This is a genomic window from Saccharothrix variisporea (assembly GCF_003634995.1).
In the GTDB taxonomy this organism is placed as follows: domain Bacteria; phylum Actinomycetota; class Actinomycetes; order Mycobacteriales; family Pseudonocardiaceae; genus Actinosynnema; species Actinosynnema variisporeum.
Window position 1 is genome coordinate 8,177,035 of sequence record NZ_RBXR01000001.1, and the last position, 24,758, is coordinate 8,201,792.

The following is a 24,758-nucleotide window of genomic DNA, read 5'->3' on the forward strand; positions in this document are numbered from 1 at the left end:
TCCTCGTCGAGCCCTCATCAGAGCCCGAGCATTGATTCGCGTGCCCGCTGCCTGCGGCGCAACGCGCTGTCCACCCCGACCGCCAGCAGGACGACCAGTCCGGTGGCGAAGGAACTCCAGTTCGCGGGGATGCTGAAGTACACGAGCCCGCTGGACACCACGCCCAGCAGGACCGCGCCGAACACCGCACCCACCACCGTGGCCACCCCACCCCGCAAGGGGGTGCCGCCGATCACCGCCGCCGCGATCGCCTGCAGCTCGAACCCGACGCCGATGTTCGGGTCGCCGGAGGTGAAGAACGCCAGCCCCAGCACGCCCGCCAGCCCCGCGACCGCCCCGACCAGCACGAGCACGTACAGGCGGGTGCGGGGGATGGAGATGCCGGAGAACGCGGCGGCGTCCGGGTTCGACCCGATCGACCGCACCCGGTACCCGAACGGCGTCCACCGCAGCACCACCGTCAGCCCGGCCGTGACCACGACCAGGATCCACACGCTGACCGGCAGCCCGAGGAAGTCCCCGCCCAGCACCGAGAAGAACGAGTGCTCCAACGGCAACCCGGTCACCTGCTGCCCATCACCCAACGCCACCGCCAGGCCCCGGTACAGCTGCATGGTGGCCAGCGTGGCGACGAAGGCCGGGATCGCGATGTGCCGCACCACCAACGCGTTCGCCAGTCCCAGCAGCGCACCGAGCGCGATCCCGGCCAGGCACGACAGCCACGGGTCGAAGCCGTCACGCATGAGCAGCGCCGTGCTGATCAGCGACAACCCGAACATCGCGCCCACCGAGAGGTCGATCTCGCGCATGGCCAGCAGGAACGCCATCCCGGCGGCGAGCAGCGCCACGTACACCGAGCCGTTGAGCACGTCCTTGAGCTGCCCGAAGGTCAGGAACGCGGGCCGCAGCACGCCGATCAGCAGCACCAGCACGACGGTGGCCACCAGCACGCTGCTCGACTCCGCCCGCCACACCCTGGTGCGGGTCGGCACCACCCGTCGATCGACCTCGGTCATGCCCGCCTCCGTCCGCCCGATCACGGCCACCAGGGTGCTTTCCGGGCCGGGTGGACCGTTTGCCCGGAGGCGAACACCGGTTGACTGCCGGCGCACCGGCTGTGTCCGGGGCCACAGGCGGGCGGCGGGAGCCGCCTACCGTCTGCGGACATGGGCAACATCAAGGGCATGGTCGCGCTGGTGACCGGCGCGGGGTCGGGCATCGGCGAGGCGGTCGCACGCCGCCTGGACGCGGAGGGCGCACGGGTCGCGGTCCTGGACGTCGACTCGACCGGCGCGGAGATCACCGCCGGGCTGCTGACGCAGGGCATGGCGGTGGTCGCGAACGTCGCCGACTCCGACCAGGTGAACGAGGCCGTGCGCAGTGTCGTGGAGACGTACGGGCGGCTGGACATCCTGGTCAACAACGCGGGCATCAGGGGTGGGGAGGAGGCCGACGAGGCCTTCGCCCGGTTGACGTCACAGGTGGAGGAGGCTGCCGCCGGAGACGTCACCACCGTGCTCGACGCGACCGTGAACATCAGCGACGAGGCTTGGCACCGGATGCTCGGTGTGCACTTGGACGGGACTTTCTATTGCACGCGCGCCGCGCTGCGGTACATGCAGCGCGGCGCGTCGATCGTGAACATCTCTTCGGTGTGCGGGTTGGCTGGGTGTGCCCACCTGCCGCACTACTCGGCCGCGAAGGGCGGTATCGAGGGCTTGACCAAGGCCGTGGCCCGCGATGTCGCGCCGCTCGGCATCCGGGTCAACTGCGTGGCTCCGGGTTATGTCGAAACGCCTCTGGGGGACGTCATCGCTCCCGTGCTGCGCAGGGACCTCGAGCGGCAGATCGCGTTGGGACGCTTCGGGCTGCCCGCCGAGATCGCCTCGACGGTGGCCTTCCTGGTCGGGCCGGACGGGACGTACCTGACCGGCCAGACCCTCAGCCCCAACGGCGGTTCGCTGATCAGCTGACCTCCATCGCGAACACGTGGATGCCGGCCGTGGCCAGGGGACCGCCCACGTCGGGCAGGGTCACCGAGGCCACGGTCTTGGCCGGGTCGAGCGGTACGGATGTGAACCACAGGCGCACGTCCTGCTCATCGCGCCCAGTGGAAGCCAGGTTGTACGTAGTCGGTGGCTTGTTGTGGTAGGTCATGAACGCGGCCTGGGTGTTGCCCGCGATCGCCGTCGAAGCCCAGAAGTCGCCGAACGACAACGTGAACGCGGCGGTAGAACCGTCGGTGTAGGTGACCGTGCCCGTCCCCGTCTGCGTACCGAACGTCGATGCGCCCAGGAAGGCCAGCTTCGTCCCCGACCCCGACACGGCGATCCTCTGCCCGGCGGCCTTCACGTTGTCCGGGAAGCCGTAGTACCGCTGCGGCCAGTTGAAGGTCACGCCACCTACCACGGCACTCGGGTACTTGATGCCCGCCGCCTCCAAGGCCTGACCGGAGAAGCTGCGGCCGCTCTTCGAGATCCCACCGGCCTTCGGGTTCAGGTCGTTGCTGATGCCGACGTTGTTGAACGCCTCCCTCAGCGACCCGTACACCTTCGCGGCAACGCCCGAAGAGTTGTCCGCACCGATGTTCACCTTGCCATCCGCCCGCGGAACAGCCGCGCCGAAGTAGTCACGCGCACCCGCCTCCGCGACCACACTGCCGGCACCGAGGGCAGGGGACCCGGTGGTCAGCTTGTACCCGTCCACGCTGTTGAAGCCGGTCGCACTCCCGCCCGCGTAGTTCAACCTCGGGTCGGACGTGACGGCACCAGGGTCGCCGGAAGGCGCGGTGAACCCGCCCCAGTACAGGTTCGACTGGTACGAAACACCGGTCCCGACCGGCAACGACCCGTGCTGCGAGACGAAGATGTTGTTGGCGAACAACGTCGTTGCCACCGAGGCAGTGGGCACCTTGACGTCGAACGGCCGTGCCATGCAGTAGAAGGTGTTGTTGTAGTACACCGAAGCCGAATACTTGTCGCCATCGGCCGCGATCCGGCAATCGTCTTGCGACACGTTGTACCGGATGACCTGCTTGGCCTTGTAGTTCGGGTACTCCGTGCAGTGCTGGCACCCGAGGAAGAACCCGCCCGCGTTGTTGCTGGAGAAGTTGTACTGGTACGTGCACGTTCCGACGATGGCACCATCGCAGTCCCACGCCGTCGAGTCGTAGATCGACGGGTAGCTCCGGGTCACCTCGTTGAACTGGAACACCGGGTCCTTCGAGTTGATCGGCCACATCCCGGCGAAGTTCCCGCCCAGGAACGGGTACGCGCCACCGCCCAGGTTGTCGGCCCGGTTGTGCTCGATCAACGGCGAGTCCGAGCCGTGCACCACGATCCCGTCGCCGCCGACGCTGATGATCTGGTTGCGCGCGATGTAGACGTCGGTGTGGTACTGCGCCGGCTTGATGGTGATCTTGATACCGCCACCGCCGGTGTCGTGGACGTAGTTGTCGGTGATGTGCAGTCCGGCGATCGCGCCCGCGGTAGCGTCACTGAGCACCGAAATGCCCGCCGAACCCTTGAACCACGCCGCGTTCGTGCCGGTCTTGTTGCTCCACCCGGCCACGTTGTCGACCTCCAGGCCGGTCAGCGTGATCCCGGCCTTGGCCGCCGTGGTCGTGCTGCGCACCCGCACGCCCGCACGCTCACCAGTGGTACCGGGGTTGGTGACCCGGATGTCCTGGACCGTCCAGTGGCTGACGTCCTTGAGCAGCACGGTTTCCCCCACCGCACCCTGACCGTCCAACACCGGCCGCCCGCCGCTGCCGTACGCACCCAGAACCACCGGCGAGCCCGCCGCGCCCGAACCGGAGGCCACGAACTGCCCGTTGCACGTCGTCCCCCGCTTGAACAGCACCGAGTCGCCCGCACCGAACGTCCGCGCGTTCACCTGCGACAGCGCGTTGAACGGCGCGGTCTGCGTGCCCAAGGGCGTGCCGGTGGAAGAGCAGTCGACGTAGTAGGCGTTGGCGGCCGACGCGGCGGGGGCGACGGCGACCGCCGCTCCCGCCACGACTATCGAGGTCAGACCGGTTTGCAGGGCGCGGCGCAGACGAGAACTCACGTTGGTCTCCTGTCATGCCAAAGCGGTCACGCGGAACGGTCGAGCACCTCCGGGAGGACCCGGTGGGACAGGGGCAGGCCGCGGCCGAGCCGGTCGAGCTCGTCGAGGGCCTGGTGGGTCATCCGGCTCAGCTCGTTGCCCAGCGAGCCGGCGATGTGCGGGGTCAGCACCAGGTTCGGCGCGGTGAACAGGGGCGAGTCGGCGGGCAGCACGTCCGGGTCGGTCACGTCCAGCACGGCGTGCAGCCGTTCGGACACCAGCTCCCGCACCAGGGCGGCGGTGTCCACCAGGGATCCGCGCGAGGTGTTGATCAGGGTCGCGCCGGTCGGCATCAGGGCCAGCCGCCGGGCGTCCATCAGGTGCCGGGTCTCGGGCAGTTCGGGGGCGTGCAGGCTCACCACGTGCGAGGTGCGGACCAGGTCGTCCAGGCCGACCAGCGTCACTCCCAGGGACGCCGCCTCGGCCGCGGTCAGGTACGGGTCGGCCACCACCACGTCCAGGTCGAACGGCCGCAGCAGCTCCACCACCCGGCGACCGATCTTGGACGCGCCGACCAGCCCCACCCGACGCCGGTAGTTGCCCAGCCACGGGAACTGCGCCTGCCAGTCCTGCTGCTCGCGCGCCTCCCGGTAGCGGGTGGCGATCGCGGGCACCCGCTTGTTGCTCATCAGGATCGCGGCGAGGGTGTACTCGGCGACCGGCAGCGCGTTGGCCGCCGCCGCCGAGGACACCGCGATCCCGGCCCGCCAGCACGCGTCGGTGACGTGGTGCTTCACCGACCCGGCCGCGTGCACGACGGCCTTCAGGAAAGGCGCGTCGCGCAGCACCTGCTCGTCGACCGGCGGGCAGCCCCAGCCGGTGAACAGCACCTCGACCTCCGCCAGCGCCGCACGGGCCTCCAGAGTGGTGAAGTCCTCCACGACGAAGTCGGGATCGGTGTCGGCGACGGAGACCAGGCGCGCGCGGGCGTCCTCGTCCAGCAGCCACCGCGCCACGTGGCGGTGCATGGCCACCAGCGTCCGGGGACGAACGTGTGTCACGTGCTCTCCTACTTCACGGCGCCGGAGGTCATCCCGGCTTTCCAGTGGCGTTGCAGGGACAGGAAGGCGATCACGACCGGCACGACGGCCAGCAGCGCGCCGGTGATGGTCAGCGGGTAGTACTCCGGTTCGGCCGTCACGACGGTGTGCCACGAGTACAGGCCGAGGCTCAGCGGGTAGAGCTCGCGGTCGGACAGCATGACCAGGGGGAGGAAGAAGTTGTTCCAGATCCCGGTGAACTGGAACAGGAAGATCGTCACGAACCCGGGCATGAGCATCTTCAGCGAGATCGACCAGAACGTGGTCAGCTCGCCCGCGCCGTCCACCCGCGCGGCCTCGAGCACCTCGCCGGGCACGTAGCTCGCGCTGAAGATCCGCGCCAGGTACACACCGAACGGGTTCACCAGGACCGGCACGAACACCGCCCAGAACGTGTTCACCACGCCCAGCTCGGACGCCAGCAGGTACAGCGGCAGCGCCAGCGCGGTCGTCGGCACCAGAACACCCAGCAGCACCACGCCGAACAACTTCTCCTTGCCCTTGAAGGAGAACTTGTCGAACGCGTACCCGCACGCCACCGAGCAGAACGCGCCCAACCCGGCGCCGCCCACGGCGTAGAGCAGGCTGTTGAGGTACCAGCGCAGGTACACGCCGCCGTCCGCCGACGCCAGGTCGCCCAGGTTCTCGAAGAAGTGGAACTCGGTGAGCGTGAACGCGTTGCCGGACAGGTCGCCCAGGCTCTTGGTCGAGGCCACCAGCAGCCACGTCAGCGGCAGCACGGTGTAGGCGGTGGCCAGCACCAACGCGGTGTTGACGGCGATCTTGGACGCCCACATGGGCTTGCGGCGCGGCGCACGGGAAGCGGCCGGGGCCGGTCGGGTCACGGGAGGCTTGGTCATGGTCGCGGTCACGCCGCCCCCTTGCGGTTGCCGATGCGTGTCACGACGAACGACAGCAGCGCCGCCACCAGGGCCAGCAGGATCGAGGAGGCGGCGGCCACCCCGTAGTCACCGCGCCGGAAAGCGGCGTCGTAGGCGTACATGTTGGGAGTCCAAGTCGTGTTGACCGCGGGGTTGGCGCCGTTGAGGATCATCGGCTCGGTGAACAGCTGGAGCGCCCCGATGACGGTGAACAGCACGGTCATCACGACCGCGGCCCGGATCATCGGCAGCTTGATGCTCAACGCCGTGCGCAACTCGCCGGCCCCGTCGACCGAAGCGGCCTCGACGACCTCGCGCGGGATGGCTTGCAGGGCCGCGTAGAAGATGACCACGTTGTAGCCGACCCACTCCCACAGCGAGATGTTGATGACCGAGCTCAGGGCGTGGTCGCTGGACAGGAAGTTCCAGGTCAGCCCGCCTTCGCGCAGCGCGGCGACGACGGGGGACAGGCCCGGGGTGTAGAGGTAGAGCCAGATGATCGCGGCGATGATGCCGGGCACCGCGTGCGGCAGGTACAGCGTGAGCTGGAAGAACCGCTTGGCACGGGCCAGGGTCGAGTCCAGCAGCAGCGCCAGCACCAGCGCGCCGCCGACCATCACCGGGATGTAGCCCAGTACGTACCCGGCGATGACGCCGAAGCCGGCGCGGAAGGCCGGGTCGCCCAGCGCGTGCAGGTAGTTGCCCAGCCCGGTGAACAGCGTCTCGGTGCCGCCGAAGCCGAGCCCGGAGGACCGCTCGGTGAACAGGCTGAGGTAGGCCGCGTACCCGATCGGCACCACCAGGGTGCCCAGGAACAGGGCGAAGAACGGGGCCATCAGCAGCGTCGCGGCGCCGCGGTGGGACTTCTGGACGGACATCGCCTACTCGCTCGGGGAGGGGTGCGCCCCGGCCTGCGCGAGGCCGGGGCGCACGGCGGTGGTCAGGAGACGTTCAGGCCGCGCTTCTTCAACTCGTCCACAGTGGACTGCTGCGCCTTGCCCAGGGCGTCGGTCAGCGTGCCGCCGCTGGTGACGGTGCCGAAGTTGTCCTTGAGCGTCCCGTTCGTGGCGAACATGCTCGGACCCCACGTCCAGCCGCTCTTGATCGTGCCGGCCGCGTCCTTGTAGACGCTGTAGGCGTCCTGGCCGCCGAAGAAGCTGTTGTCGAAGCTCTTCGCCGCCACCGGCACCATGTCCGCCGCCGCCGGGTACATGGTCGACTTGGCGATGCCGATGCGGGTGGTGATCGCCTGCTCGTTGGTGGTCATCCAGCTGATGAACTTCACCGCGGCCTCGACCTTCTTGCTGTCCTTGGTCACCGCGAACGTGCTGCCGCCGTACATGCCGCTGGCCGGCGTCCCCCAGTTCGGGATCGGGGCCACGGCCCACTTCCCGGCCTGGTCGGGCTGGTTGGCCCGCAGCGCGCTGCCCGCGCCCCACGACGCGCCGACGTAGGCGACCGTCTCACCGGCCTTGACGCTGGCGTTCCACTCCTGCGAGAACGCGGACTGCACGCGCACCAGGTCGTCGGAGACCAGGCCCTGCCAGTACTCGGCGACCTGCTTGGACTTCGGGTCGTCGATGGAGACGTTCCACGAGTCGCCGGTGGTGCCGAACCACTTGCCGCCCGCCTGCCAGGCCAGCGACGCGAAGTGGCCGGGGTCGTCGGGGAAGAACGTGCCGATGCGCGCCTTCGGGTCGGCCTGCTTGACCTTCGCCGCCGCGGCCTTGTAGTCGTCCCAGGTCTTCGGCGGGGTGATGCCGTTGGCGTCGAAGAAGTCGTTGCGGTAGTACAGGACCATCGGGGAGGCGTCCAGCGGCACCGCCCACGTCTTGCCGCCCAGCTCGGTCAGGGCGCGGATCTGGTCGGGGAACTTGGACTTCAGCTCGCCCACGTGCGGCGTGAGGTCGGCCAGGCTGCCCTGGCTGACGTAGTCCGGCAGCACCGGGTACTCGACGTTGACCACGTCCGGCGCGTTGCCCGCCTTGATGGCGTTGGTGATCTTGGTGTAGCCGCCCGCCGCGCCCGACGGGATCTGCTCGAACTTGACGGTCACGTCGGTGTGCAGCGCGTTGAACGCGTCGACCACCTCGGCGGAACCCTTGGTCCACGTCCAGAAGGTGATCTCGGTCGGACCGCTGCTCTGGGTGGCGCCCCCCGACGCGCCACCGCCTCCGCAGGCCGCCACCAGACCCAGGGCGGCCAGTGCCCCGATCGCGCCCAGTCTGGTTCGAATCTTGTGCCGCATCTCACGCTCCAGGGGGTTCGTCTCGCAGTGGCGGCAAGTTTTCGTGCCGTTCACAGAGCAAGTCAAGGTGAGACCGATCAAGCGAACACAAGCGATCGTCACGCAGCGTTTCAGCAGTTCACGCTGTTGTGAGTGATCACCACCCGGTGGTGGGGGCTGATCGGTGTTCGGATGTGACCGAATTGGCCGATCGGACTTGTCGGCCGGTGTGACGCCGCCTACGTTCCCGCGAATGCACCCAGCACTGACGCTGCCGGAGCCGGAACGCCCGCTCAACCCGTACACCGGGTGGGGTCGGGCGCACTGGGAAGCGGTCGCCGACCACCTCGTGGACGGCGTCCTGCGGTTCCGGTCGCCCGGCGGCGCGTTCCTGCGACCTCCGGGGCGGACGAGCTGGTCAGGCCCGGCGAGCGACGGGCTGGAGGGGTTCGCGCGCAGCTTCCTGCTGGCGGCGTTCCGGCTGGCCGGTGCTCGTGGCGAGGACCCGCGCGGGTGGTTGACCTCCTATGCGGAGGGTTTCGACGCGGGCACGTCCCGTGAGCCGTGGCCGCTCATCGTGGACCGGGGACAGCCGCTGGTGGAGGCCGCGTCGCTGGTCATCGGGCTGCGGCTGACCCGGCCGTGGCTGTGGGACCGGCTCGACGAGTCGGTGCGGCAGCGGGTGGTGGAGTGGCTGTCGGCTGGGGTGCGGGTCGAGCCGGTGGACAACAACTGGTGGCTGTTCTCCGTGCTGGTGGCGGACTTCCTCGAGTCCGTGGGGGTGGACGACGGTGGTCCGGTGCGGGAGCGCGGGCTGGCGCGGGTGGAGTCGTTCTACGTGGGGCGCGGCTGGTACTCGGACGGCCCGAACCGGTCGTTCGACTACTACAACGGCTGGGCCATGCACTTCTACCTGGGCCTGCGGTCCTACCTGTTCGGGCACGCGTTCGACGCCTCCCGGCTGGTGTCGTTCCTGGGCGACCACGTGCACTTCTTCGACCACACCGGCGGGATGATCCACTTCGGACGGTCGCTGACCTACCGGGTGGCGTCGGTGGCACCGCTGTGGCTGGGGACGCTGCTGGGGGTTTCGCCCGTTTCTCCGGGGGAGACGCGGCGGATCGCGTCGGCCACGCTGGAGCACTTCGTGACGCGGGGCGCGATCCGGGACGGGGTGTGGACGGCCGGCTGGTACGGGCCGCACGAGCCCACCTTGCAGGCGTACTCGGGGTCGGCGTCGCCGTACTGGGCGGCCAAGGGGTTCCTCGGGCTGGTGCTGCCCCCTGATCACCCGGCGTGGACGTCTCCCGAGGTGCTGACCGATGACGTCGAGGTGGTGGCCCTGCCCGAGCCCGGGTTCCTGCTGCACCGGGCTCCCGGGGACGGCACCGCGCGGCTGGTCAACCACGGCAGCACCGACCACCCCGGCGACCCGCTGTACGACCGGATCGCCTACTCGTCGCGGACCGGGCCGACCGTGGCGCCGGCCGACAACACCTTCGCCGTGCTGGTGGACGGGGAGTGGTGCGGGCGGCCGGCGCTGGAGCCGACCGGCATCGGGCCGGACTGGGCGGCGTCCCGGCACGTCGCCGCCGGGGTGGTGGTCGACGCGGTGAGTGTGGTGCGCGGGTCGAGCGAGGTCCGCATCCACCGCACCCCGCCGGGATCAACGGTCCGCGCCACCGGCTGGGCACTCACCTCCACCTCTACCGCGATCGTCAGCGGGCTGGATGTGCGGGTGACGGCGGGCGGGATGGTGGCGGAGTTGTCCGGGTTGCTCGGCTATGACTCCGCTGAAGCTCTCGACGCACCCGAGGGCACCGCGTTCGGCAAACCCGCCATCGTGCCCGCCCTGCACGGCACCGGTGACCTGTTCGTCTGCCGGGTCGCCCTCGGCGAGACCGCCCCGCCTACCGCCACCGCCGAGCGCACCGACAGGGGCGTGCGGATCACGTGGCAGGACGGCACCACCCACACCGTCGACCTCGACGACCTCTCCGTGGTGAGGAGTGACGCATGACCCTGTCCCGCAGGCACTTCCTGTACGCGACCACCGCCGTCACGGCCATGACCCTGTCCGGCATCCCGGCCTTCGCCGAAGACGCCTACACGACCCTGCGCGCCCGCTGGCGCGACCTGCTGACCGGCGTCGGCTACGACCCGGCCGCCGAACCCTTCGCCTCCGCCCTGCAACGGACCGGGCAGCAGGCGGGGGAGTACCTCGCGGCCCAGAACCCCACCACCTCGTCGCTCTGGCCGGACCTGCCGATCGGCTCGGTCTCGGCCAACGTCACCACCTCGCACGCCCGCCTGCGCACGATGGCCCTGGCGTACGTCCAGCCCGGCACCGGCCACACCGGCTCGTCCACCATGCTCTCCGGCATCACCACCGGCCTGAAGTGGCTGCTGGACAACGCCTACACCGCCGGTCGCGCCACCTACGGCAACTGGTGGGACTGGCAGATCGGCACCCCGCAGCGCCTGCTGGACATCTGCGTGCTGGTCGACGCACCCCTGCTCGCCGACCACCTCGCCGCCGTGGACCACTACGTACCCAGCTCGTTGGTCGCCAAGTACAGCGGCACCAGCACCGGGGCGAACCGGGTGGACCTGTGCCACGTCCTGGCGCTGCGCGGTGTCCTCGGTGCGTCCAGCGCGAAGCTGACCACCGCGCGCGACGCCCTGTCCCCGGTGTTCCCGCACGTCCTGACCGGCGACGGCATGTACGCGGACGGGTCGTTCATCCAGCACACCTACGTCCCGTACGCGGGCAGTTACGGCGCGGTGCTGCTCGGCGGGCTCGGGCGGGTGCTGACGCTGCTGGCCGGCTCGACGTGGGAGGTCGTGGACCCGAACCGGCAGCTCGTGCTGGACGCCGTGACCACCACCTTCACACCGTGGATCATGAACGGCCTGGTCATGGACGGCGTGTCCGGGCGCGCGATCAGCCGGGGCGACCAGACCGACCACACGCGCGGGCACGCGATCATGGGCAGCATCCTGGTCATGGCGTCCTCCGGTCTCGGCACGGCGGCCGAGGTGGCGCAGTGGCGGGGCATGGTCAAGGGGTGGATCGAGCGCGGCAAGTACAGCCCGTACTTCGCCGACACCACGGTCGGCGTGCCGGAACTCGCGCGGGCCAAGGCGGTCGTGGACTCGTCCGTGGCGGCCTTGGCGCACCCGGTCGGCCACCAGCTGTTCGCGGCGATGGACCGGGCCGTGCACCGGCGTCCGCAGTGGACGTTCTCCGTGAGCATGTCGTCCGCGCGCACCACGTTCTATGAGGTCGGCAACGGCGAGAACCTGCGCGGCTGGCACACCGGCAGCGGTATGACCTACTGGTGGGGCGAGACCTACGGCAACGGCCAGTACTCCGACGCGTTCTGGCCGACCGTGGACCCGTACCGGCTGCCCGGCACGACGGTGTCGCGCAAGGCCCTCGCCGATGGCGCCGGCGGTGACTGGAACGCCACCCGGCCGACCAACACGTGGGCCGGCGGCGCGAGCGACGGGACGTACGCGGCACTGGGCCAGGACGTGCGGGGCCTGCAGAGCACGCTGACCGGCCGCAAGTCGTGGTTCTGCCTGGACGACCAGGTGGTGTGCCTGGGCGCGGGCATCACCGCGACCGACGGCACGGCCGTGGACTCCGTGATCGACAACCGGAACCTGGGCGCGTCCGGCACCCACCCGCTGGTGGTGGACGGCACCGCGCAGTCCACAGCGCTGGGCTGGTCGCAGCGGTTCACCGGGGCGAAGTGGATGGCGATCGGCGGCTTCGGCGGGTACGTGTTCCCCGGCGGCGCGACCGTCGACGCGGCGCGGTCCGAGCGGACCGGTGCCTGGCGGGACGTCAACCGGGGCGGCACCGCGGACGCCATCACCCGCCGATACCTGACCCTGTGGTTCGACCACGGCACCGACCCGACCGGCGCGACCTACAGCTACATCCTGCTCCCGGGCGCGACCGCCACCACCACAGCAGCCCGTGCGACCAACCCGACCGCCGTGGTCCTGAAGAACACCGCCGATGTGCAAGGGATCTCCGCACCGAACACGCACGCGGCCAACTTCTTCGCCGCCGGCACGTGCGGCCCGATCACGGTCGACGCCCCCTGCTCGGTCCTGGTGCGTCGCAACGCGGGCCAGGTCACGGTGACCGTCGCCGACCCGACCCGCAAGGCCACCACGGTGCTGGTGACCTTGACCGACAACGGCTTCACCACCGCCCAGGGCGACCCGACCGTGACCGTGCTGGGCACGTCCGGCACCACCCGCCTGTTGGTCGAGGTCGGCGGCTCACTGGGCCGCAGCCACACCGTCACCCTCGGCACCGGCGCGACCCTGTCCCCCCGCACCGCACGCACGGTGTCCCCGGCCGCCGACGCCTACGTCCGGGACGGCTCCTACTCGGGCACCAGCTACGGCACGGACCCGACCCTGGTGGTCAAGTCGGCCGCCGCCGGGTACGCGCGCGAGTCGTTCCTGAAGTTCGACCTGTCTACGTTGCCGTCCGCGCCGACGCGTGCGGTGTTGTGGGTGTACGGCAAGGTCTCGGACGCCGATGGCACCCACACGGCCCTGTCCGCCAGCGGGGTCACGGCCGCGTGGTCGGAGTCGGTCACCTGGGACACGCGGCCCGCCCTCGGCTCCACAGTCGCGACCGGTCGGGTGAGCACGGCCGCCGACTGGGTGCCGTTGGACGTCACGGCGTTCGTGCGGTCCCGGTTCTCCGTCGACCGCACGGTGTCGTTGGGGTTGAGCGGTTCCACGCTGGCGGTGGTGCTCAACAGCCGGGAGAACTCGACGAACCGCCCGTTCCTGGAAGTACTCACCACCTGAACGCTTTTGCGGATATGATCCCAAAACGATCGTTTGGTCGTTCGATCAGTGAGTCGGTCAGTCGGAGGCGCACATGGACGCGAGCCGCAGGCACCACGCGATCCTCATGGCCGTGCGCCGGGACGGGAGCGTCCGCGCCGCCGACCTGGCCGCCCAGCTCGGCGTCTCCGCCATCACCGTCCGCCGCGACCTGGCGGAACTGGAGGCGCGCGGGGACGTCAGCCGGGTGCACGGCGGCGCGGTGCTGCCCAGCGCCATCCGCGACACCCTCGTCACGCCGTCCGTGCCGAGGGTCGCGGGCCGCCGGCCGACGATCGGCATGGTGATCCCCGCCGCGAGCCAGTACTTCCGCGAGATCGTGGAGGGCGCGCGGCGGGCGGCCCAGGCCCGGGACATCAAGCTGGTGCTCGCGGTGTCGGACTACAACCTGGACGACGACCGGTCGCACGTGCAGCGGTTGCTGGAAGCGAAGGTGGACGGCCTGTTGCTCACGCCGAGCGAACCGTTCTCCCGCCTGGCCCCGGCCCTGGACTGGATCGCCGAGCTGCCCATCCCGGTGCTGTTCGTCGAGCGCTCGCACGAGCCCACCGCCCACCTGCACCCGGTGGAGTACGTGTCCAGCGACCACCAGCACGGGGCCATCCAGGCGGTGCGGCACCTGGTGGAGCTGGGGCACCGCAACATCGCGCTGGTGACGTGCCAGTCGCCCACCAGCGGCTGGATCAGCCGGGGCTACGACGCGGCGGCGGAAGCGATGGGCCTGCCCACCGACATGCCGCGCCACGAGCACCGGACCCACGAGGAGATCGCGCAGCACCTGGACGAGATCCTGGACGGGTTCGAGCGCTCGGGCGTCACGGCGGTGCTGGCCCACCCGGACAACATCGCCATCCAGGTGCTGCAACGGGCGCGGCAGCGAGGCCTGGTCGTGCCGGACGACCTGTCCGTCATCGCCTACGACGACGAGTTCGCGGGCCTGGCCGACATCCCGCTGACCGCCGTCGCCCCACCCCGCGAGAACGTGGGCCGGCTGGCGGTGGAGTTCCTGCTGCGCAAGCTGCACAGCGGCCGCTCGGACCGGGCGGAACTGCACATCCACCTGCTCCCGCACGTGGTCGTCCGCGCCTCGACCGCAGCCCCCCGACCAACCCCAGTCGACGCCACCTGACCACCCCGCCACACGCGCGCTGCTTTTCATGTTGGCTACCAGCCACAGGAAGGGCCTCGGTTTCTTCCCCCCGTACGGCCTGGGCGAAGCCCAACCGCGCTTGGCCCGTTTCCGCAACCAGCTTTTCCGGTTGCGGAAACGGGCCAAGGGTGGTTGCCTCCGGCAGGCCGTACGGGGGGAAGAAACCGACGCCCTTCCACCCCCGGGGGCCTGCCCAGCGGCGAGCGTCCGCTTTTCGCTTTTGATCTTGAGAGCACGAACGAAGCTCAGTCGGCCGCCAGGACGGCGGCGACCAACCCGGGGAAGCGGGCGTCCAGCTCGTCCAACCGGAGGGTGTTCATCCGCTTGCGCCCCTCGTCCCACTGGCGGATCAGCCCGGCCTCCCGCAACGCGCGGAAGTGGTGGCTCAGGGTCGAGGGTGCGACGGACAGGCCGAACGTGCCGCACGGCCGGTCGCCCTCGGTGACCAGCAGCCGGAGGATGTGGCGGCGGGTCGGGTCGGCCAGGGCGCGCAGGACGTCGTCCACCGTGACATCGGCGATGTCGGGGTGGGACAGGGGTGTCCAGCGGCCCAGCACGTCCGGAAGCCTCTCTTCGACGCTCGCCGAAAACAGTACTCCGGCTACCCCGACCACCGCGACGCGAACCGGGTGGCCCGCCACGCGGCGATCCCCACCACGATGCTCAGCACGACCACCACGACCGGCGGGAAGAACTCCAGCAGCGGCGGGAACACCGCGTAGTGGGTCAGGTAGGTGTACAGCGACGCACTCGCGACCAGGCTCACCACCCCGACCACCGGCCTGGGCAGCGGCACCCCGGGCAGGGCCAGCAGCAGCGCCACCCCGGCCAGCACCACACCCTCCCGAGCCGGGTCGTCGAACGAGCCCGGCACCAGGGCCATCGCCACCACCAGCACCGCACACCGGCGAACGACACTGTCGGCAACGACCCCGCCGGCAACGACCCCGCCGGCAACGACCCCGCCGGCAACGACCCCGCCGGCAACGACCCCGCGGGCAACGACCCCGCCGGCGCGGAACGCCAGCCAACCCAGCGCGAAGAACCACACCGCGCCCAGGGTCGTCATGTTCCGCTCCACGAACGAAGCGTCCACACCGAAAACCAACCGCGGCAGGGACAACATGCCCAAGGCGACAAGAGCGAACGCGAAACCGTGCGCCCGCTCCCACGCCCGCACCCGAGGCACCGCGAACACCACCGCCAGCACCACCAGCACGTGCACCAACACCTCGACGAACCAGTACCCGACGGCCCCGGTCCGCACGAAGTTGTTGATCAGCACCACGTTCACCCAGGTCACGTCGTCAGTGGTGAACACCCGGTACACCAGCCACAACGACGTCGGCACGGCGACCAGCGCCGCACTGCGCAGGATCCGCCGCGGCGAACCCGGCAGCAGGAACCGGGCGAAGTTCCACCCGGCGATCACCAGCAGCAGGTGCGCGCCGCCGGTCACGTCGAACGCTTTGACGTGCGACCCGACCACCAGCACGATCGCCAACGCCCGCAACACGATGTCGGTCTCGACCACCGCCACCCGGCGCGGCGCCACCCGGCCCCGCTCCAGCACGGCCACCGGCAGCTCGGGCCAGTTCGCGGGCAACCGGCCCAGCAACCGCTCCAGCTCCACCGACACCCGCACGTAGGTCAGCGAGTCACCGCCCAGCGACACGAACGTCGAGTCGTCCCGGACGTCCTCGCCCAGCGCCGACGCGAACAACTCCCGCACCGACCCGACGACCGCGCGCGACTCCACCCCCGCCGGAGCGCCCAGCCGCCCGACCGCCCGGTAGTCGACCTTCCCGTTGTCCAGCAGGGGGAACTCGTCCACCCGGACCACCCGGACGCTCGGCAGCCCGAACCGCTCCCGCACCAACGCCCCGGCCCGCCGCACGCCCCGCCGCACGGCGACCACCAGCACGTCGTCGTCGCCCGCGCACACCGCCGGCAGGCCCGCGTCCGCGAGCACGCGTTCGACCTGGTCGAGGTCCACCCGCAGCCCGTACGGCTTGACGAACCTGCTGCGCCGCCCGACCACCTCGTACAGGCCGTCCTCGGTCAACCGCCCCAGGTCGCCCGTGCGCAGCTCCCACGTCGTGCGCCCCAGCGCCAGGTCCGCCGGGCCGGACGCGTACCCGAGCATCACGTTCGGCCCCCGGTACACCAGCTCGTCGTCCACGACCTCGAACGACCCGCCGGGCACCGGCACGCCGATCGCCGACGGGTGCGTGCGCGCCAGTTCCGGTGGCAGGTAGGCCATCCGCGCGGTCGCCTCGGTCTGCCCGTACATCACGAAGAACCGCCAGCCGCGCTGGTCGCCCAGCTCCGCGTACGCCGCCACCCGCTCGGGCGCGAGCCGGCCGCCGGCCTGGGTGACGTACCGCAGCGACGGCAGGTCGCGATCGGCGAACCCGGTGCTGTCCAACAGGTCGAACGTGTGCGGCACGCCGTGCAGGCTGGTCACCTCGTGCTCCCGCACCAGGTCCCAGAACTCCGCGTCGACCACGGACCGGTCGGTGAGCACGAGTCCCGCGCCGCGCAGGAGGTTGCTGTTGACCACCGACAGCCCGTAGCAGTAGTGCACCGGCAACGACGTGATCGCGCGGTCGGTGGGCCGGATGTCCAGGTACTCGGCGATCGCCTCGGCGTTGGCGCGCAGGTTGTCGGCCGACAGCCGCACCAGTTTCGGGGAGCCCGTCGTGCCGGACGTCGAGAGCAGCAGCGCCAGGTCCGGGTGCAGGTCGTGCGCGGTGCCGGGCCGGCGTTCGACGACGTCCTCGGCGACCACGACGTCCGGGTCGTAGGCGGCGGTCAAAGCCTCGGCCTGGGCGGGCGCGCACAGCAACACGGGGTGGCCGCCGCGCAACGCGGCCAGGTACGCCACCAGGGAGTCCAGGTCGTTGCGGGTGGCCAGCAGCACCAGCCGGCGCGTGGCACCGAGCCGGTCCGCCATCGCGGCGACCCGCCGGTCCAGCTCCTCGTACGTGGTGCCGGTGCTCGCCTCGGCGATCCGCGAGCCGTGTGCGGCCAGGCCCGCGGCGAAACCGAGGTCGGCGGTGGCGGTCACGCGGGGCCGCCCGCGAAGAACAGCGCCGGACCGGCCACGGCCACGGACGTGCCGTCGCCCGGCCGCACCGGCAGCGGACCCTGCACGCGGGACCGCACGACCGTGCCGTCCGCCAGGCGCAGCAGCACGGTGGCGTCGTGGCCGTGGAACAGCACGTCCGCCACGGTCGCGGGCACGCCCTCGCCGCCCAGGTGCAGCTGCTCGGGGCGCACCAGCACGGTCCCCGGCCCGTCGCCCTCCACCGCGAGCCGGCCCAGGGGCGTCTCGGCCACGCCGTCGCGCGCCTCGCCCGCGAACGTCACCGCCTCGCCGACGAACAACGCCACCCCCAGGTCGGCCGGCGACGTGTAGACCTGGTGCGGGGCACCGAGTTGCGCCACCACACCGCCGCGCAGCACCGCCACCCGGTCGGCCACGCCCAGCGCCTCCTCCTGGTCGTGCGTCACCAGCAGTGCCGTCGCCCCGAACGCCCGCAGCGCGGCCCGCACGTCGGCCCGCAGTTCGTCGCGCAGCGCCGCGTCCAGCGAGGAGAACGGCTCGTCCATCAGCACCACACCGGGCCGGGGCGCCAGCGCACGCGCCAGCGCGACCCGCTGCCGCTGACCGCCGGACAGCTGCGCCGGCATCCGGTCTTCGAACCCGGAAAGCCCCACCAGCTCGAGGAGTTCGGCCACCCGGTCGTGGCGCCGCCCGCGCGGCAACCCGAAGCCGACGTTGCCGGCGACGGTCAGGTGCGGGAACAACGCGCCTTCCTGCGGCACGATCCCGATGCCACGGCGTTCCGGCGGCACGTCCACCGAGCCGTCCGCGAGCACCTTGTCGCCCAACGCGATCCGGCCCGAGCGGACCGGGTGGAACCCGGCCAGCACCCGCAGCAGCGTGGTCTTGCCGCAGCCCGAAGGCCCGAGCACGGCCAGCAGGCCGCCGTCCGGCACGTCCAGGTCCACCCCGCGCAGCACCGGTTCCGGGCCGTACCCGGCGACCAGCCCGTCGATCCGCAACCCGCTCATCGGTGACCTCCACGCAGGAACCGGTCCAGCACCACCGCCGGGATCGCCGCGACGACGAGGAGGACGGCCGCGTAGGGCGCGGCGGCGGCGTACGCGGCGACCTCGGTCTTGGTCCACAGCTCGGTGGCCAGGGTGTCCACGCCGGTCGGCCGCAGCAGCAGCGTGGCGGGCAACTCCTTGGCACAGGTCAGGAACACCAGTGCGGCACCGGCGAGGATGCCCGGCGCGGCCAGCGGCACGGTCACCCGCAACCGGGTCTCCGCACGCCCCTTGCCCAGCGACCGCGCCACGTCCTCCAGCACCGGCGGCGCGTGCGCGACGGCCGTGCGCACGGCGCCCACCGCGAGCGGCAGGAACAGCACGGCGTAGGCGAACGCGAGCATCGGCGTGGTCTGGTAGAGGCCGGGAGCGAACCGGATGCCGAAGAACACCAGCGCCAACCCGACCGTGATGCCGGGCAGCGCGTGCCCGGCGAAGCTCGCCAACTCCACCCCGCGCACCAGCGGACCCCGGTGCCGCGCGGTGAGGATCCCCACCGGCAGGGCCAGCACGATCGTCACGGCGGCACCCAGCGCGGACACGGAGATCGTGTTCAGGGTCGTGGCCGCCAGGTCGCCGCTGAACGTCGACCGACCGGCCGCGAGCCACCACCCGAGGCTGAACACCGGCGTCCCCAACGACACCGCGACCAACCCGAGCGTGCCCAGCAGAGCCGGAACCTTCATGCGCCCCAACGGAACCGTGATCGCTTGCCGGTGCTCGCGAGTCGACACCGCGCCCCGCGCCCGGCGCTCGCCGACGGTCAGCGCGATCGCCAGCACCACCAGCACGCAGCCCAGGACGGCGGCCGGTGTGCGGTCGAACGTGGCGCGGTAGCTGGTGTAGATGCCGAGCGTGAAGGCCTCGTACCGCATCAGGGACACCGCCCCGAAGTCGCTGAGCACGTACAACGCCACCAGCAGCCCACCGGCCGTCGCGGCGGGCCGGACCTGGCGCAGCGTGACCGACAGGAACGTCCGCAACCGCCCGCGTCCCAACGACCGCGCGACCTCCTCCACCCCCGGGTCGGCCGTGCGCAACGCCGCCGCCACCGGCAGGAACACGTACGGGTAGGACACCAGCGTCAACACCAGGAACGCCCCCGCGAACCCGGTCAGGCCGGGCAGGAAGGCGATCCAGGTGAACCCGGCGACGTAGGACGGCACGGCCAGCGGCAGCACCAGCAGCACGCCGAACACCCGGCGCCCCGGCAGGTCGCTGCGCACCACCAGCCACGCGCCGAGCACCCCGAGGACCAGGCACGCCGCCGTCACCGCGCCCGCGAGGGCGAGGCTGCGCACCGCGAGGTCCAGCGTGCGGGTCCGCCACAGCACCCGCCAGACCACCCCCGCGCCGTGGTCGAACGAGCGGACGGCGAGGTAGCCGAGGGGGGTCAGGGCGGCCCCGGCGACGACCAGGGCGAGCGCGGTGTTCGTCGGTGCGGCCCGCAGGGGGCCGTTCAGGACAGCCCCGCTTCCTGGAGCAGGGCCAGGGTCTGCTGGAGGGAGGACAGCTTGGACAGGTCGATGTCCGGGCCGTGCAGTTCCGACAGCGGCGGCAGCTGGTGCTTGCTCGACTTCACCGTGGGCACGGCCGGGTACTCGGCGGTCTCGTCGGCGAAGTAGCGCTGGGCCTGCTCGGACAGCAGGAACCGCACGGCCTTCTGCGCCGCCTCGGCCTTGTCCGAGCCCGCGATCACCCCGACGCCGGCCACGTTGACCAGGCCCAACGGGTCACCGCCGGAGACGTGGTGCAGCTTGACCTTCACCGCGTCCGCGCCGTGCTCGGCGACCTTGGCGTACCAGTAGTAGTGGTTGATCAGGCCGAGGGGGAGTTGGCCGTCGTTGATCGCGTTGAGGATGGCGATGTTGTTGTCGTAGCGCTTGGGCTCGTTGGCGGCGAACTTCTTCAGCCAGTCCTTGGCGTAGTCCTCGCCCTTGAGCACCCGGACGGAGGTGACGAACGCCTGCCAGGACGCGTTGGTCGGGGCGTACCCGACCTTGCCCTTGAACTTCGGGTCCACGACCTGTTCGAGGCTGTTCGGCACCTCGGTGACCACGCGCGGGTCGTAGGCCACGACGCGGGCGCGGGCGGACGTGCCGACCCACTTCTTGTCGTCGGCCCGGTACCCGGCGGGCACCAGGTCGAGCACGTCGGCGGGCAGCTCGGCCAACCTCCCGCTGACCGCGCCCAACGCACCGGCGTCCTGGGAGAAGAACAGGTCGGCCTGCGTGCGCTCGCCCTCTTCCAACAACTGGGCGGCCATCTCGCCACTGCTGCCGTACCGGACCTCGACCTTGATCCCGGTCGCCTGCTGGAGCTGGTCGAGCACGCCCCCGACCAGCTCCTTGTTCCGCCCGGAGTAGATGACGAGGGCGTCCTCGCCCGCGCTCTCCGAACCACAACCGGCAAGGGGTGCGAGCAGCAGAGCCACCACCAGGGCGGCGTTGCGTGCGCGACGGATCACTGCGCGTCCTCCTCGGACTCACCCCCAGGTGGCCAGAGCGCAGCAAAGGTAAAGCTAGCCTAAGGCGGAGGCAAGGCGCCGTGGCCGTTACGTGATGAGCCATCCGCCACATCACCCGTTCGTCAAGATCGCCGCAGTGGCTCACCCGGACGGCGGTCACCCACTCGGCGTCACGTGCCGATCACCCGCGTCGGCCGCGGGCCTTGGCCCGGTCGTGGCTCCACCACGCGAGCGCCGCGCCGGCGACGACGGCCACCAGGTAGACCGCCAGCACCGCCGGGAAGCCGCCGGGCAGCCAGGAGAGCAGGCCGGTGTTCGAGTGGTCGACCAGCAGTCGGATCGCGCCTTGGGCGCTGACGACCAGCACGACCATGCCGAGGACCTGTAGGACGTCGAACTTCATGCGTGTTTCCCCCTCCGTTTGGCAATGCAAGTGCATGGTAAAACGGATCGCGCCGGGATGCAATGCAGGTGCATTGCCATAGGGTGTGGGGGTGCCCAAGGTCGTTGATCACGAGGAGCGGCGGACGCGGCTGACGTCGGCCGTGTGGTCGCTGGCCGTCCGCGACGGGCTGGACGGCGTGACGCTGCGGAAGGTCGCGGCCGAGGCGGGCGTGTCCATGGGGCAGGTGCAGCACTACTACCCGTCGATGGACGTCCTGGTACGCGACGCCCTGGACCGCAGCCTCCTGGCCCTGAACGCCCGCATCGAACGTTCCCTGACCCCCGACGCCACGCCCGAGGAAGTGCTGCGGCGGTGCCTGGGCGCGCTGGTGGCGGAGGACGAGGAAACCACCCGCCTGCTCCGCTTCGGCGCGGCGGTGCTGGGGCGGGCCATCGCCGACCCGACGATGGCCCGCGTCCTGACCCCCGGCGACGACGCCCTGCTCGCCTTCACCGCCGACCTGATCGCCGCCGCGCGGGGCAGTGCCCGCGACACCGACCGCGTGGACGCCGACATCTGCTGGTCCCTGGCGACCAGCCTCGGCGTGGACATCGCGCTGGGCCACCGCACGCCGGAGGCGGCCCGAGCCGTCCTGGACCACCAGGTCGACCGGGTGCTCAGGGGATGAAGACCTGCCCGGTCAGCGGGCCTTCGACGGACCGGACGTAGGCCTGGGTGACGTCGGCCAGGTCCACCGGGGGCATGCCGGGGAAGAAGTCGCCGTACGCGTCCAACGCCTCGGTGACCACGGTCGGGCTCACGGCGTTGATCCGCCGGGGCGCGATCTCGATCGCCGCCGCCTTCACGAACGACTCCACCGCGCCGTTCGCCAGCGACGCCACCGACCCGGCCACGATCGGTTCCCGCGCCAGCACGCCGGTGATCAGGGTGAACGAGCCGCTCACGTGCGGCAGGCCCTGGCGGACCAGCTCCACCTGGCTGAGCACCTTGCCCGCGAAGCCGGCGCGGAAGTCGTCGGCGGTCAGGTCGGCCAGGGGCTTGAAGGGCACGTCGCCGGCCGCGCTCGCCACCGCGTCCACGGGGCTCGCCGCCGCGTACAGGGCACCGACCTGCTCCGGGTCGGTCAGGTCGAAGCGCAGGTCGCCGGACGTGCGGCCCACGGTCAGCACGTCGTGGCCGCGGTCGAGGAAGGTCTTGTGGACGGCGGTGCCGATGAGGCCCGACGCGCCGATGAGGAGGATCTTCACACCGGGAACCGTAGATCGCGCGAGGCGGCCCGTGAAATGCTTCCCGCACGGCATTTATGCTCCGCAGTTATGAATGTCGAGCTTCGGCACCTGCGGGCGCTGGCGGCGATCGGGGACGAGGGCACGATCACCGACGCCGCCGCGGTGCTGCACGTCAGCCAGCCCGCGCTGTCCCGCACGCTCGACCAGCTCGAACAACGCCTGGGCACGCGCCTGGTCGAACGCACCACCCGCAGCCTCGCCCTCACCGACGCCGGTCGTCGCCTGTGGGAGCACGCCCACCGCATCCTGGCCCAGTTCGACGACGCCCTCGCCGAGGCCGCCACCGGACCGCGCCCGCTGCGCGTCGGGTTCGGGTGGGCGGGACTGGGCCGGCACACCGTGCCGCTGCTGCGCGGCTGGCGGGAGGCACGGCCCGACACGCCGGTCCAGGTGCGGCGGTGCGACGACCCGGAAGCGGCGTTGCGCAAGGGCGAGGTGGACATCGCGTTCATGCGCACCACACCGTCGGACCCCTCGCTGGTGTCGCGGGTGCTGTACCCGGAGCACCGGATCGCCGCCGTGTCGGAGGGCAACCCGTTGGCGGACAAGGACGTCGTGCACCTGGCCGACCTCGCCGACGAGCCGGTGGCGCTGTGCTCGACCGCCGCGACCACGAGCGCCGACCTGTGGCCGGAGGGGCTGCGGCCGGACACGTTCGAGGTGCCCGGCGTGGACGAGTGGCTGACCACCATCGCGCTGGGCGAGGCCGTGGGCGTGACCACGGAGGCGACGCTGCACAGCCACCCGCACCCGGACATCCGCTACCTGCCGCTGGTCGACGCGGCCACCGTGCCCGTGCGCCTGGTGTGGCCGCGCCGGTCCACCCACGCCGCGACGGCGGCGTTCCGGGAGCACGCCGTTACCGCGTTGAGGTGACGGTCGTTGCGCGGTCGGCGAGGTTGCCGGTACTGCTCAGGCGTTGCCGCCCGCCGAAGGAGCCGCCGCGTGAACCCCGACCTGCTGCGCCACCACCTCGCCCGCCGGGACCTGTTGAAGCTGGCCGGTGCCGCCGGCCTGGCCACCGCCTTACCGGCCGCGGTCGCCGCTCCGGCCCACGCCTCCCCGGACGCCGCGCGGTTCGACGACACGCCGTTCGACTACGCCGATCCGGCGAACCTGTCGGACTGGGCACCCAGCCGGTACGGCCCGGACGACCAGCGCGGCGCGCTCAACGAGGTCACCCCGGCCAAGACCGCCGCCGCCCTGGCCGTGCTCAAGCCGCACCGCCCGGTCAAGACCTACAACCTCGGCGAGCTGATGTGGAACGGCTTCCCGGCCTTCCGCACCGACCCCCGCCGCACCTACGAGCAGCGGCTGTCGATCTGGGGCTATCCGCCGCCGCCCGGGTTCCTGGAGCAGGGCGGCATCCTGGTCGCGCTGGAACCGTTGGGCGCCAACCGGATCAGCGTCCACGAGGAGCGGTTCGAGGCGGAGTTCTCGGCCAAGCACCTCAAGCCGCTGGCGACGACCTTCCAGATCGGCACCCAGACCGACAACCTCAACCACGTCGGCGCGGCGGAGTTCTTCTACAACGGCCGGCGCGGCCCCGACATCGCCCGCGCCCACGGCACCACCGCACTCGGTGCCGAGAACATGGGCCCGGTCGTGACGCGCGGCGTGCTGCTGGACGTGCTCGGCGTGAAGCTCGCCCGCGGCCGCGTGGAGGACCTGGCCGAGCCCGCGAGCAACGGGAAGCCGTTGTTGCGCGAGAACTACCGCATCACCGTGGAGGACATCAAGGACGCCATGGAGTTCGGCGGCATCGACCGCATCGAACCCGGCGACGCCGTCCTGTTCCACACCGGCTGGCACCAACTGCTGGCGCGGCGCGCCCCGGCCGACATCGCGCGCTGGGAGGGGAACGCCGGGATGCCCGGCATCTACCTGCGCGAGGCCCGGTGGCTGGCCCGGTTCCGGCCGGCGATCGTGGGTGGGGACACGTGGGGGCTGGAGGTGCTCGGGGCTGAGGTGAACGGCGACGGCACGGCCTTCCCGGTGCACCAGGAACTGCTCATGCGGCACGGCATCCGCATCGGCGAGTCGTACGTGGTGGACGAGCTGGCGGCGGACGGGGTGCACGAGTTCGTGTTCATCGTGACACCGCAGTACTCGGAGGGCGCCACCGCCGGCAACACCCCACCCGCCGCACTAGGCCAACCCCGCCGCCACTGACACCCGCGCCCGCCACGCC

The 24,758-nt window shown here is 71.2% G+C and carries 20 protein-coding genes; 7 read left to right on the forward strand and 13 right to left on the reverse strand.

Features of this window, described 5'->3' with window-relative positions:
- Positions 1 to 17: 17 nt before the first annotated feature.
- Entirely contained in the window at positions 18 to 1,040 is a 1,023-nt protein-coding gene (locus tag DFJ66_RS37400; RefSeq protein ID WP_246030072.1) for an ABC transporter permease, read from the reverse strand.
- Between the two features lie 126 nt (positions 1,041 to 1,166).
- Here DFJ66_RS37400 and DFJ66_RS37405 point away from each other — a divergent pair, with 126 nt between their 5' ends.
- A complete protein-coding gene (locus DFJ66_RS37405) occupies positions 1,167 to 1,973 on the forward strand; it encodes an SDR family NAD(P)-dependent oxidoreductase (RefSeq protein WP_121228584.1) in 807 nt (268 codons plus the stop codon).
- On the opposite strand, the gene DFJ66_RS37410 is transcribed toward DFJ66_RS37405, so the two are convergent.
- From DFJ66_RS37410 to DFJ66_RS37430, 5 genes are all read right to left on the reverse strand, one after another.
- Positions 1,966 to 4,068, reverse strand: a complete 2,103-nt coding sequence (locus tag DFJ66_RS37410) for a right-handed parallel beta-helix repeat-containing protein (RefSeq protein ID WP_147459460.1) — start codon at positions 4,066 to 4,068, stop codon at positions 1,966 to 1,968. The genes DFJ66_RS37405 and DFJ66_RS37410 overlap by 8 nt on opposite strands.
- A gap of 26 nt (positions 4,069 to 4,094) precedes the next feature.
- Positions 4,095 to 5,108: a hydroxyacid dehydrogenase gene (locus tag DFJ66_RS37415; RefSeq protein WP_211351440.1), complete on the reverse strand. Its 1,014-nt coding sequence runs from the start codon at positions 5,106 to 5,108 to the stop codon at positions 4,095 to 4,097.
- Positions 5,109 to 5,116: 8 nt separating this feature from the next.
- Positions 5,117 to 6,019: a carbohydrate ABC transporter permease gene (locus DFJ66_RS37420; protein WP_342776991.1), complete on the reverse strand. Its 903-nt coding sequence runs from the start codon at positions 6,017 to 6,019 to the stop codon at positions 5,117 to 5,119.
- Positions 6,016 to 6,906: a carbohydrate ABC transporter permease gene (locus DFJ66_RS37425; protein ID WP_121228588.1), complete on the reverse strand. Its 891-nt coding sequence runs from the start codon at positions 6,904 to 6,906 to the stop codon at positions 6,016 to 6,018. The genes DFJ66_RS37420 and DFJ66_RS37425 overlap by 4 nt, the downstream gene beginning before the upstream one ends.
- Before the next feature lie 62 nt (positions 6,907 to 6,968).
- Positions 6,969 to 8,276 (reverse strand): ABC transporter substrate-binding protein, encoded by a 1,308-nt coding sequence (locus DFJ66_RS37430; RefSeq protein ID WP_121228590.1) that lies wholly within the window; start codon positions 8,274 to 8,276, stop codon positions 6,969 to 6,971.
- 232 nt (positions 8,277 to 8,508) lie between these two features.
- Between DFJ66_RS37430 and DFJ66_RS37435 the strand changes: the two genes are divergently transcribed.
- The 3 genes from DFJ66_RS37435 to DFJ66_RS37445 all read left to right on the forward strand — a co-directional run bounded on the left by DFJ66_RS37435 (position 8,509) and on the right by DFJ66_RS37445 (position 14,265).
- Complete coding sequence (locus DFJ66_RS37435; RefSeq protein WP_121228592.1) at positions 8,509 to 10,275, forward strand: DUF2264 domain-containing protein; 1,767 nt, start codon at positions 8,509 to 8,511, stop codon at positions 10,273 to 10,275.
- Positions 10,272 to 13,097 carry a polysaccharide lyase family 8 super-sandwich domain-containing protein gene (locus DFJ66_RS37440; protein ID WP_121228594.1) on the forward strand — a complete coding sequence of 942 codons (2,826 nt, stop codon included), beginning with the start codon at positions 10,272 to 10,274 and terminating at the stop codon, positions 13,095 to 13,097. Before DFJ66_RS37435 ends, DFJ66_RS37440 begins: the two co-directional genes overlap by 4 nt.
- A gap of 73 nt (positions 13,098 to 13,170) precedes the next feature.
- On the forward strand, positions 13,171 to 14,265 hold the full coding sequence (locus DFJ66_RS37445) for a LacI family DNA-binding transcriptional regulator (RefSeq protein WP_121228596.1): 1,095 nt from the start codon (positions 13,171 to 13,173) through the stop codon (positions 14,263 to 14,265).
- 266 nt (positions 14,266 to 14,531) lie between these two features.
- On the opposite strand, the gene DFJ66_RS37450 is transcribed toward DFJ66_RS37445, so the two are convergent.
- From DFJ66_RS37450 to DFJ66_RS37475, 6 genes are all read right to left on the reverse strand, one after another.
- Positions 14,532 to 14,843 carry an ArsR/SmtB family transcription factor gene (locus DFJ66_RS37450; RefSeq protein WP_211351441.1) on the reverse strand — a complete coding sequence of 104 codons (312 nt, stop codon included), beginning with the start codon at positions 14,841 to 14,843 and terminating at the stop codon, positions 14,532 to 14,534.
- Positions 14,844 to 14,887: 44 nt separating this feature from the next.
- A complete protein-coding gene (locus DFJ66_RS37455) occupies positions 14,888 to 17,356 on the reverse strand; it encodes a non-ribosomal peptide synthetase (RefSeq protein WP_121228598.1) in 2,469 nt (822 codons plus the stop codon).
- Positions 17,353 to 18,366, reverse strand: coding sequence for an ABC transporter ATP-binding protein (locus tag DFJ66_RS37460; RefSeq protein WP_121228601.1), 1,014 nt, complete (start codon positions 18,364 to 18,366; stop codon positions 17,353 to 17,355). The genes DFJ66_RS37455 and DFJ66_RS37460 overlap by 4 nt, the downstream gene beginning before the upstream one ends.
- The gene (locus tag DFJ66_RS37465) at positions 18,363 to 19,739 is read right to left on the reverse strand and encodes an ABC transporter permease (protein WP_246030073.1); all 1,377 of its coding nucleotides are present in this window, start codon (positions 19,737 to 19,739) and stop codon (positions 18,363 to 18,365) included. Before DFJ66_RS37465 ends, DFJ66_RS37460 begins: the two co-directional genes overlap by 4 nt.
- Before the next feature lie 125 nt (positions 19,740 to 19,864).
- Positions 19,865 to 20,872, reverse strand: a complete 1,008-nt coding sequence (locus tag DFJ66_RS37470; protein ID WP_121228605.1) for an iron ABC transporter substrate-binding protein — start codon at positions 20,870 to 20,872, stop codon at positions 19,865 to 19,867.
- Between the two features lie 181 nt (positions 20,873 to 21,053).
- A complete protein-coding gene (locus DFJ66_RS37475; RefSeq protein ID WP_121228607.1) occupies positions 21,054 to 21,275 on the reverse strand; it encodes a hypothetical protein in 222 nt (73 codons plus the stop codon).
- A gap of 91 nt (positions 21,276 to 21,366) precedes the next feature.
- Here DFJ66_RS37475 and DFJ66_RS37480 point away from each other — a divergent pair, with 91 nt between their 5' ends.
- Positions 21,367 to 21,945: a TetR/AcrR family transcriptional regulator gene (locus tag DFJ66_RS37480; RefSeq protein ID WP_170199905.1), complete on the forward strand. Its 579-nt coding sequence runs from the start codon at positions 21,367 to 21,369 to the stop codon at positions 21,943 to 21,945.
- Here DFJ66_RS37480 and DFJ66_RS37485 read toward each other — a convergent pair.
- Positions 21,935 to 22,525, reverse strand: coding sequence for a short chain dehydrogenase (locus DFJ66_RS37485; RefSeq protein ID WP_121228611.1), 591 nt, complete (start codon positions 22,523 to 22,525; stop codon positions 21,935 to 21,937). The genes DFJ66_RS37480 and DFJ66_RS37485 overlap by 11 nt on opposite strands.
- A gap of 69 nt (positions 22,526 to 22,594) precedes the next feature.
- On the opposite strand from DFJ66_RS37485, the gene DFJ66_RS37490 reads away from it, so the two are divergent.
- Entirely contained in the window at positions 22,595 to 23,443 is an 849-nt protein-coding gene (locus DFJ66_RS37490) for a LysR family transcriptional regulator (protein WP_121228613.1), read from the forward strand.
- A 69-nt stretch (positions 23,444 to 23,512) separates the two neighbouring features.
- Entirely contained in the window at positions 23,513 to 24,739 is a 1,227-nt protein-coding gene (locus DFJ66_RS37495; protein WP_121228615.1) for a cyclase family protein, read from the forward strand.
- The last annotated feature ends 19 nt before the right edge of the window (positions 24,740 to 24,758 follow it).

Excerpts from the sequence above, each read along its gene's own strand:
- DFJ66_RS37405 (WP_121228584.1), top strand. The coding sequence starts at position 1,167 with ATGGGCAACATCAAGGGCATGGTCGCGCTGGTGACCGGCGCGGGGTCG.
- DFJ66_RS37425 (WP_121228588.1), bottom strand. The coding sequence starts at position 6,906 with ATGTCCGTCCAGAAGTCCCACCGCGGCGCCGCGACGCTGCTGATGGCC.
- DFJ66_RS37430 (WP_121228590.1), bottom strand. The coding sequence starts at position 8,276 with ATGCGGCACAAGATTCGAACCAGACTGGGCGCGATCGGGGCACTGGCC.
- DFJ66_RS37435 (WP_121228592.1), top strand. The coding sequence starts at position 8,509 with ATGCACCCAGCACTGACGCTGCCGGAGCCGGAACGCCCGCTCAACCCG.
- DFJ66_RS37440 (WP_121228594.1), top strand. The coding sequence starts at position 10,272 with ATGACCCTGTCCCGCAGGCACTTCCTGTACGCGACCACCGCCGTCACG.
- DFJ66_RS37445 (WP_121228596.1), top strand. The coding sequence starts at position 13,171 with ATGGACGCGAGCCGCAGGCACCACGCGATCCTCATGGCCGTGCGCCGG.
- DFJ66_RS37460 (WP_121228601.1), bottom strand. The coding sequence starts at position 18,366 with ATGAGCGGGTTGCGGATCGACGGGCTGGTCGCCGGGTACGGCCCGGAA.
- DFJ66_RS37475 (WP_121228607.1), bottom strand. The coding sequence starts at position 21,275 with ATGAAGTTCGACGTCCTACAGGTCCTCGGCATGGTCGTGCTGGTCGTC.
- DFJ66_RS37490 (WP_121228613.1), top strand. The coding sequence starts at position 22,595 with ATGAATGTCGAGCTTCGGCACCTGCGGGCGCTGGCGGCGATCGGGGAC.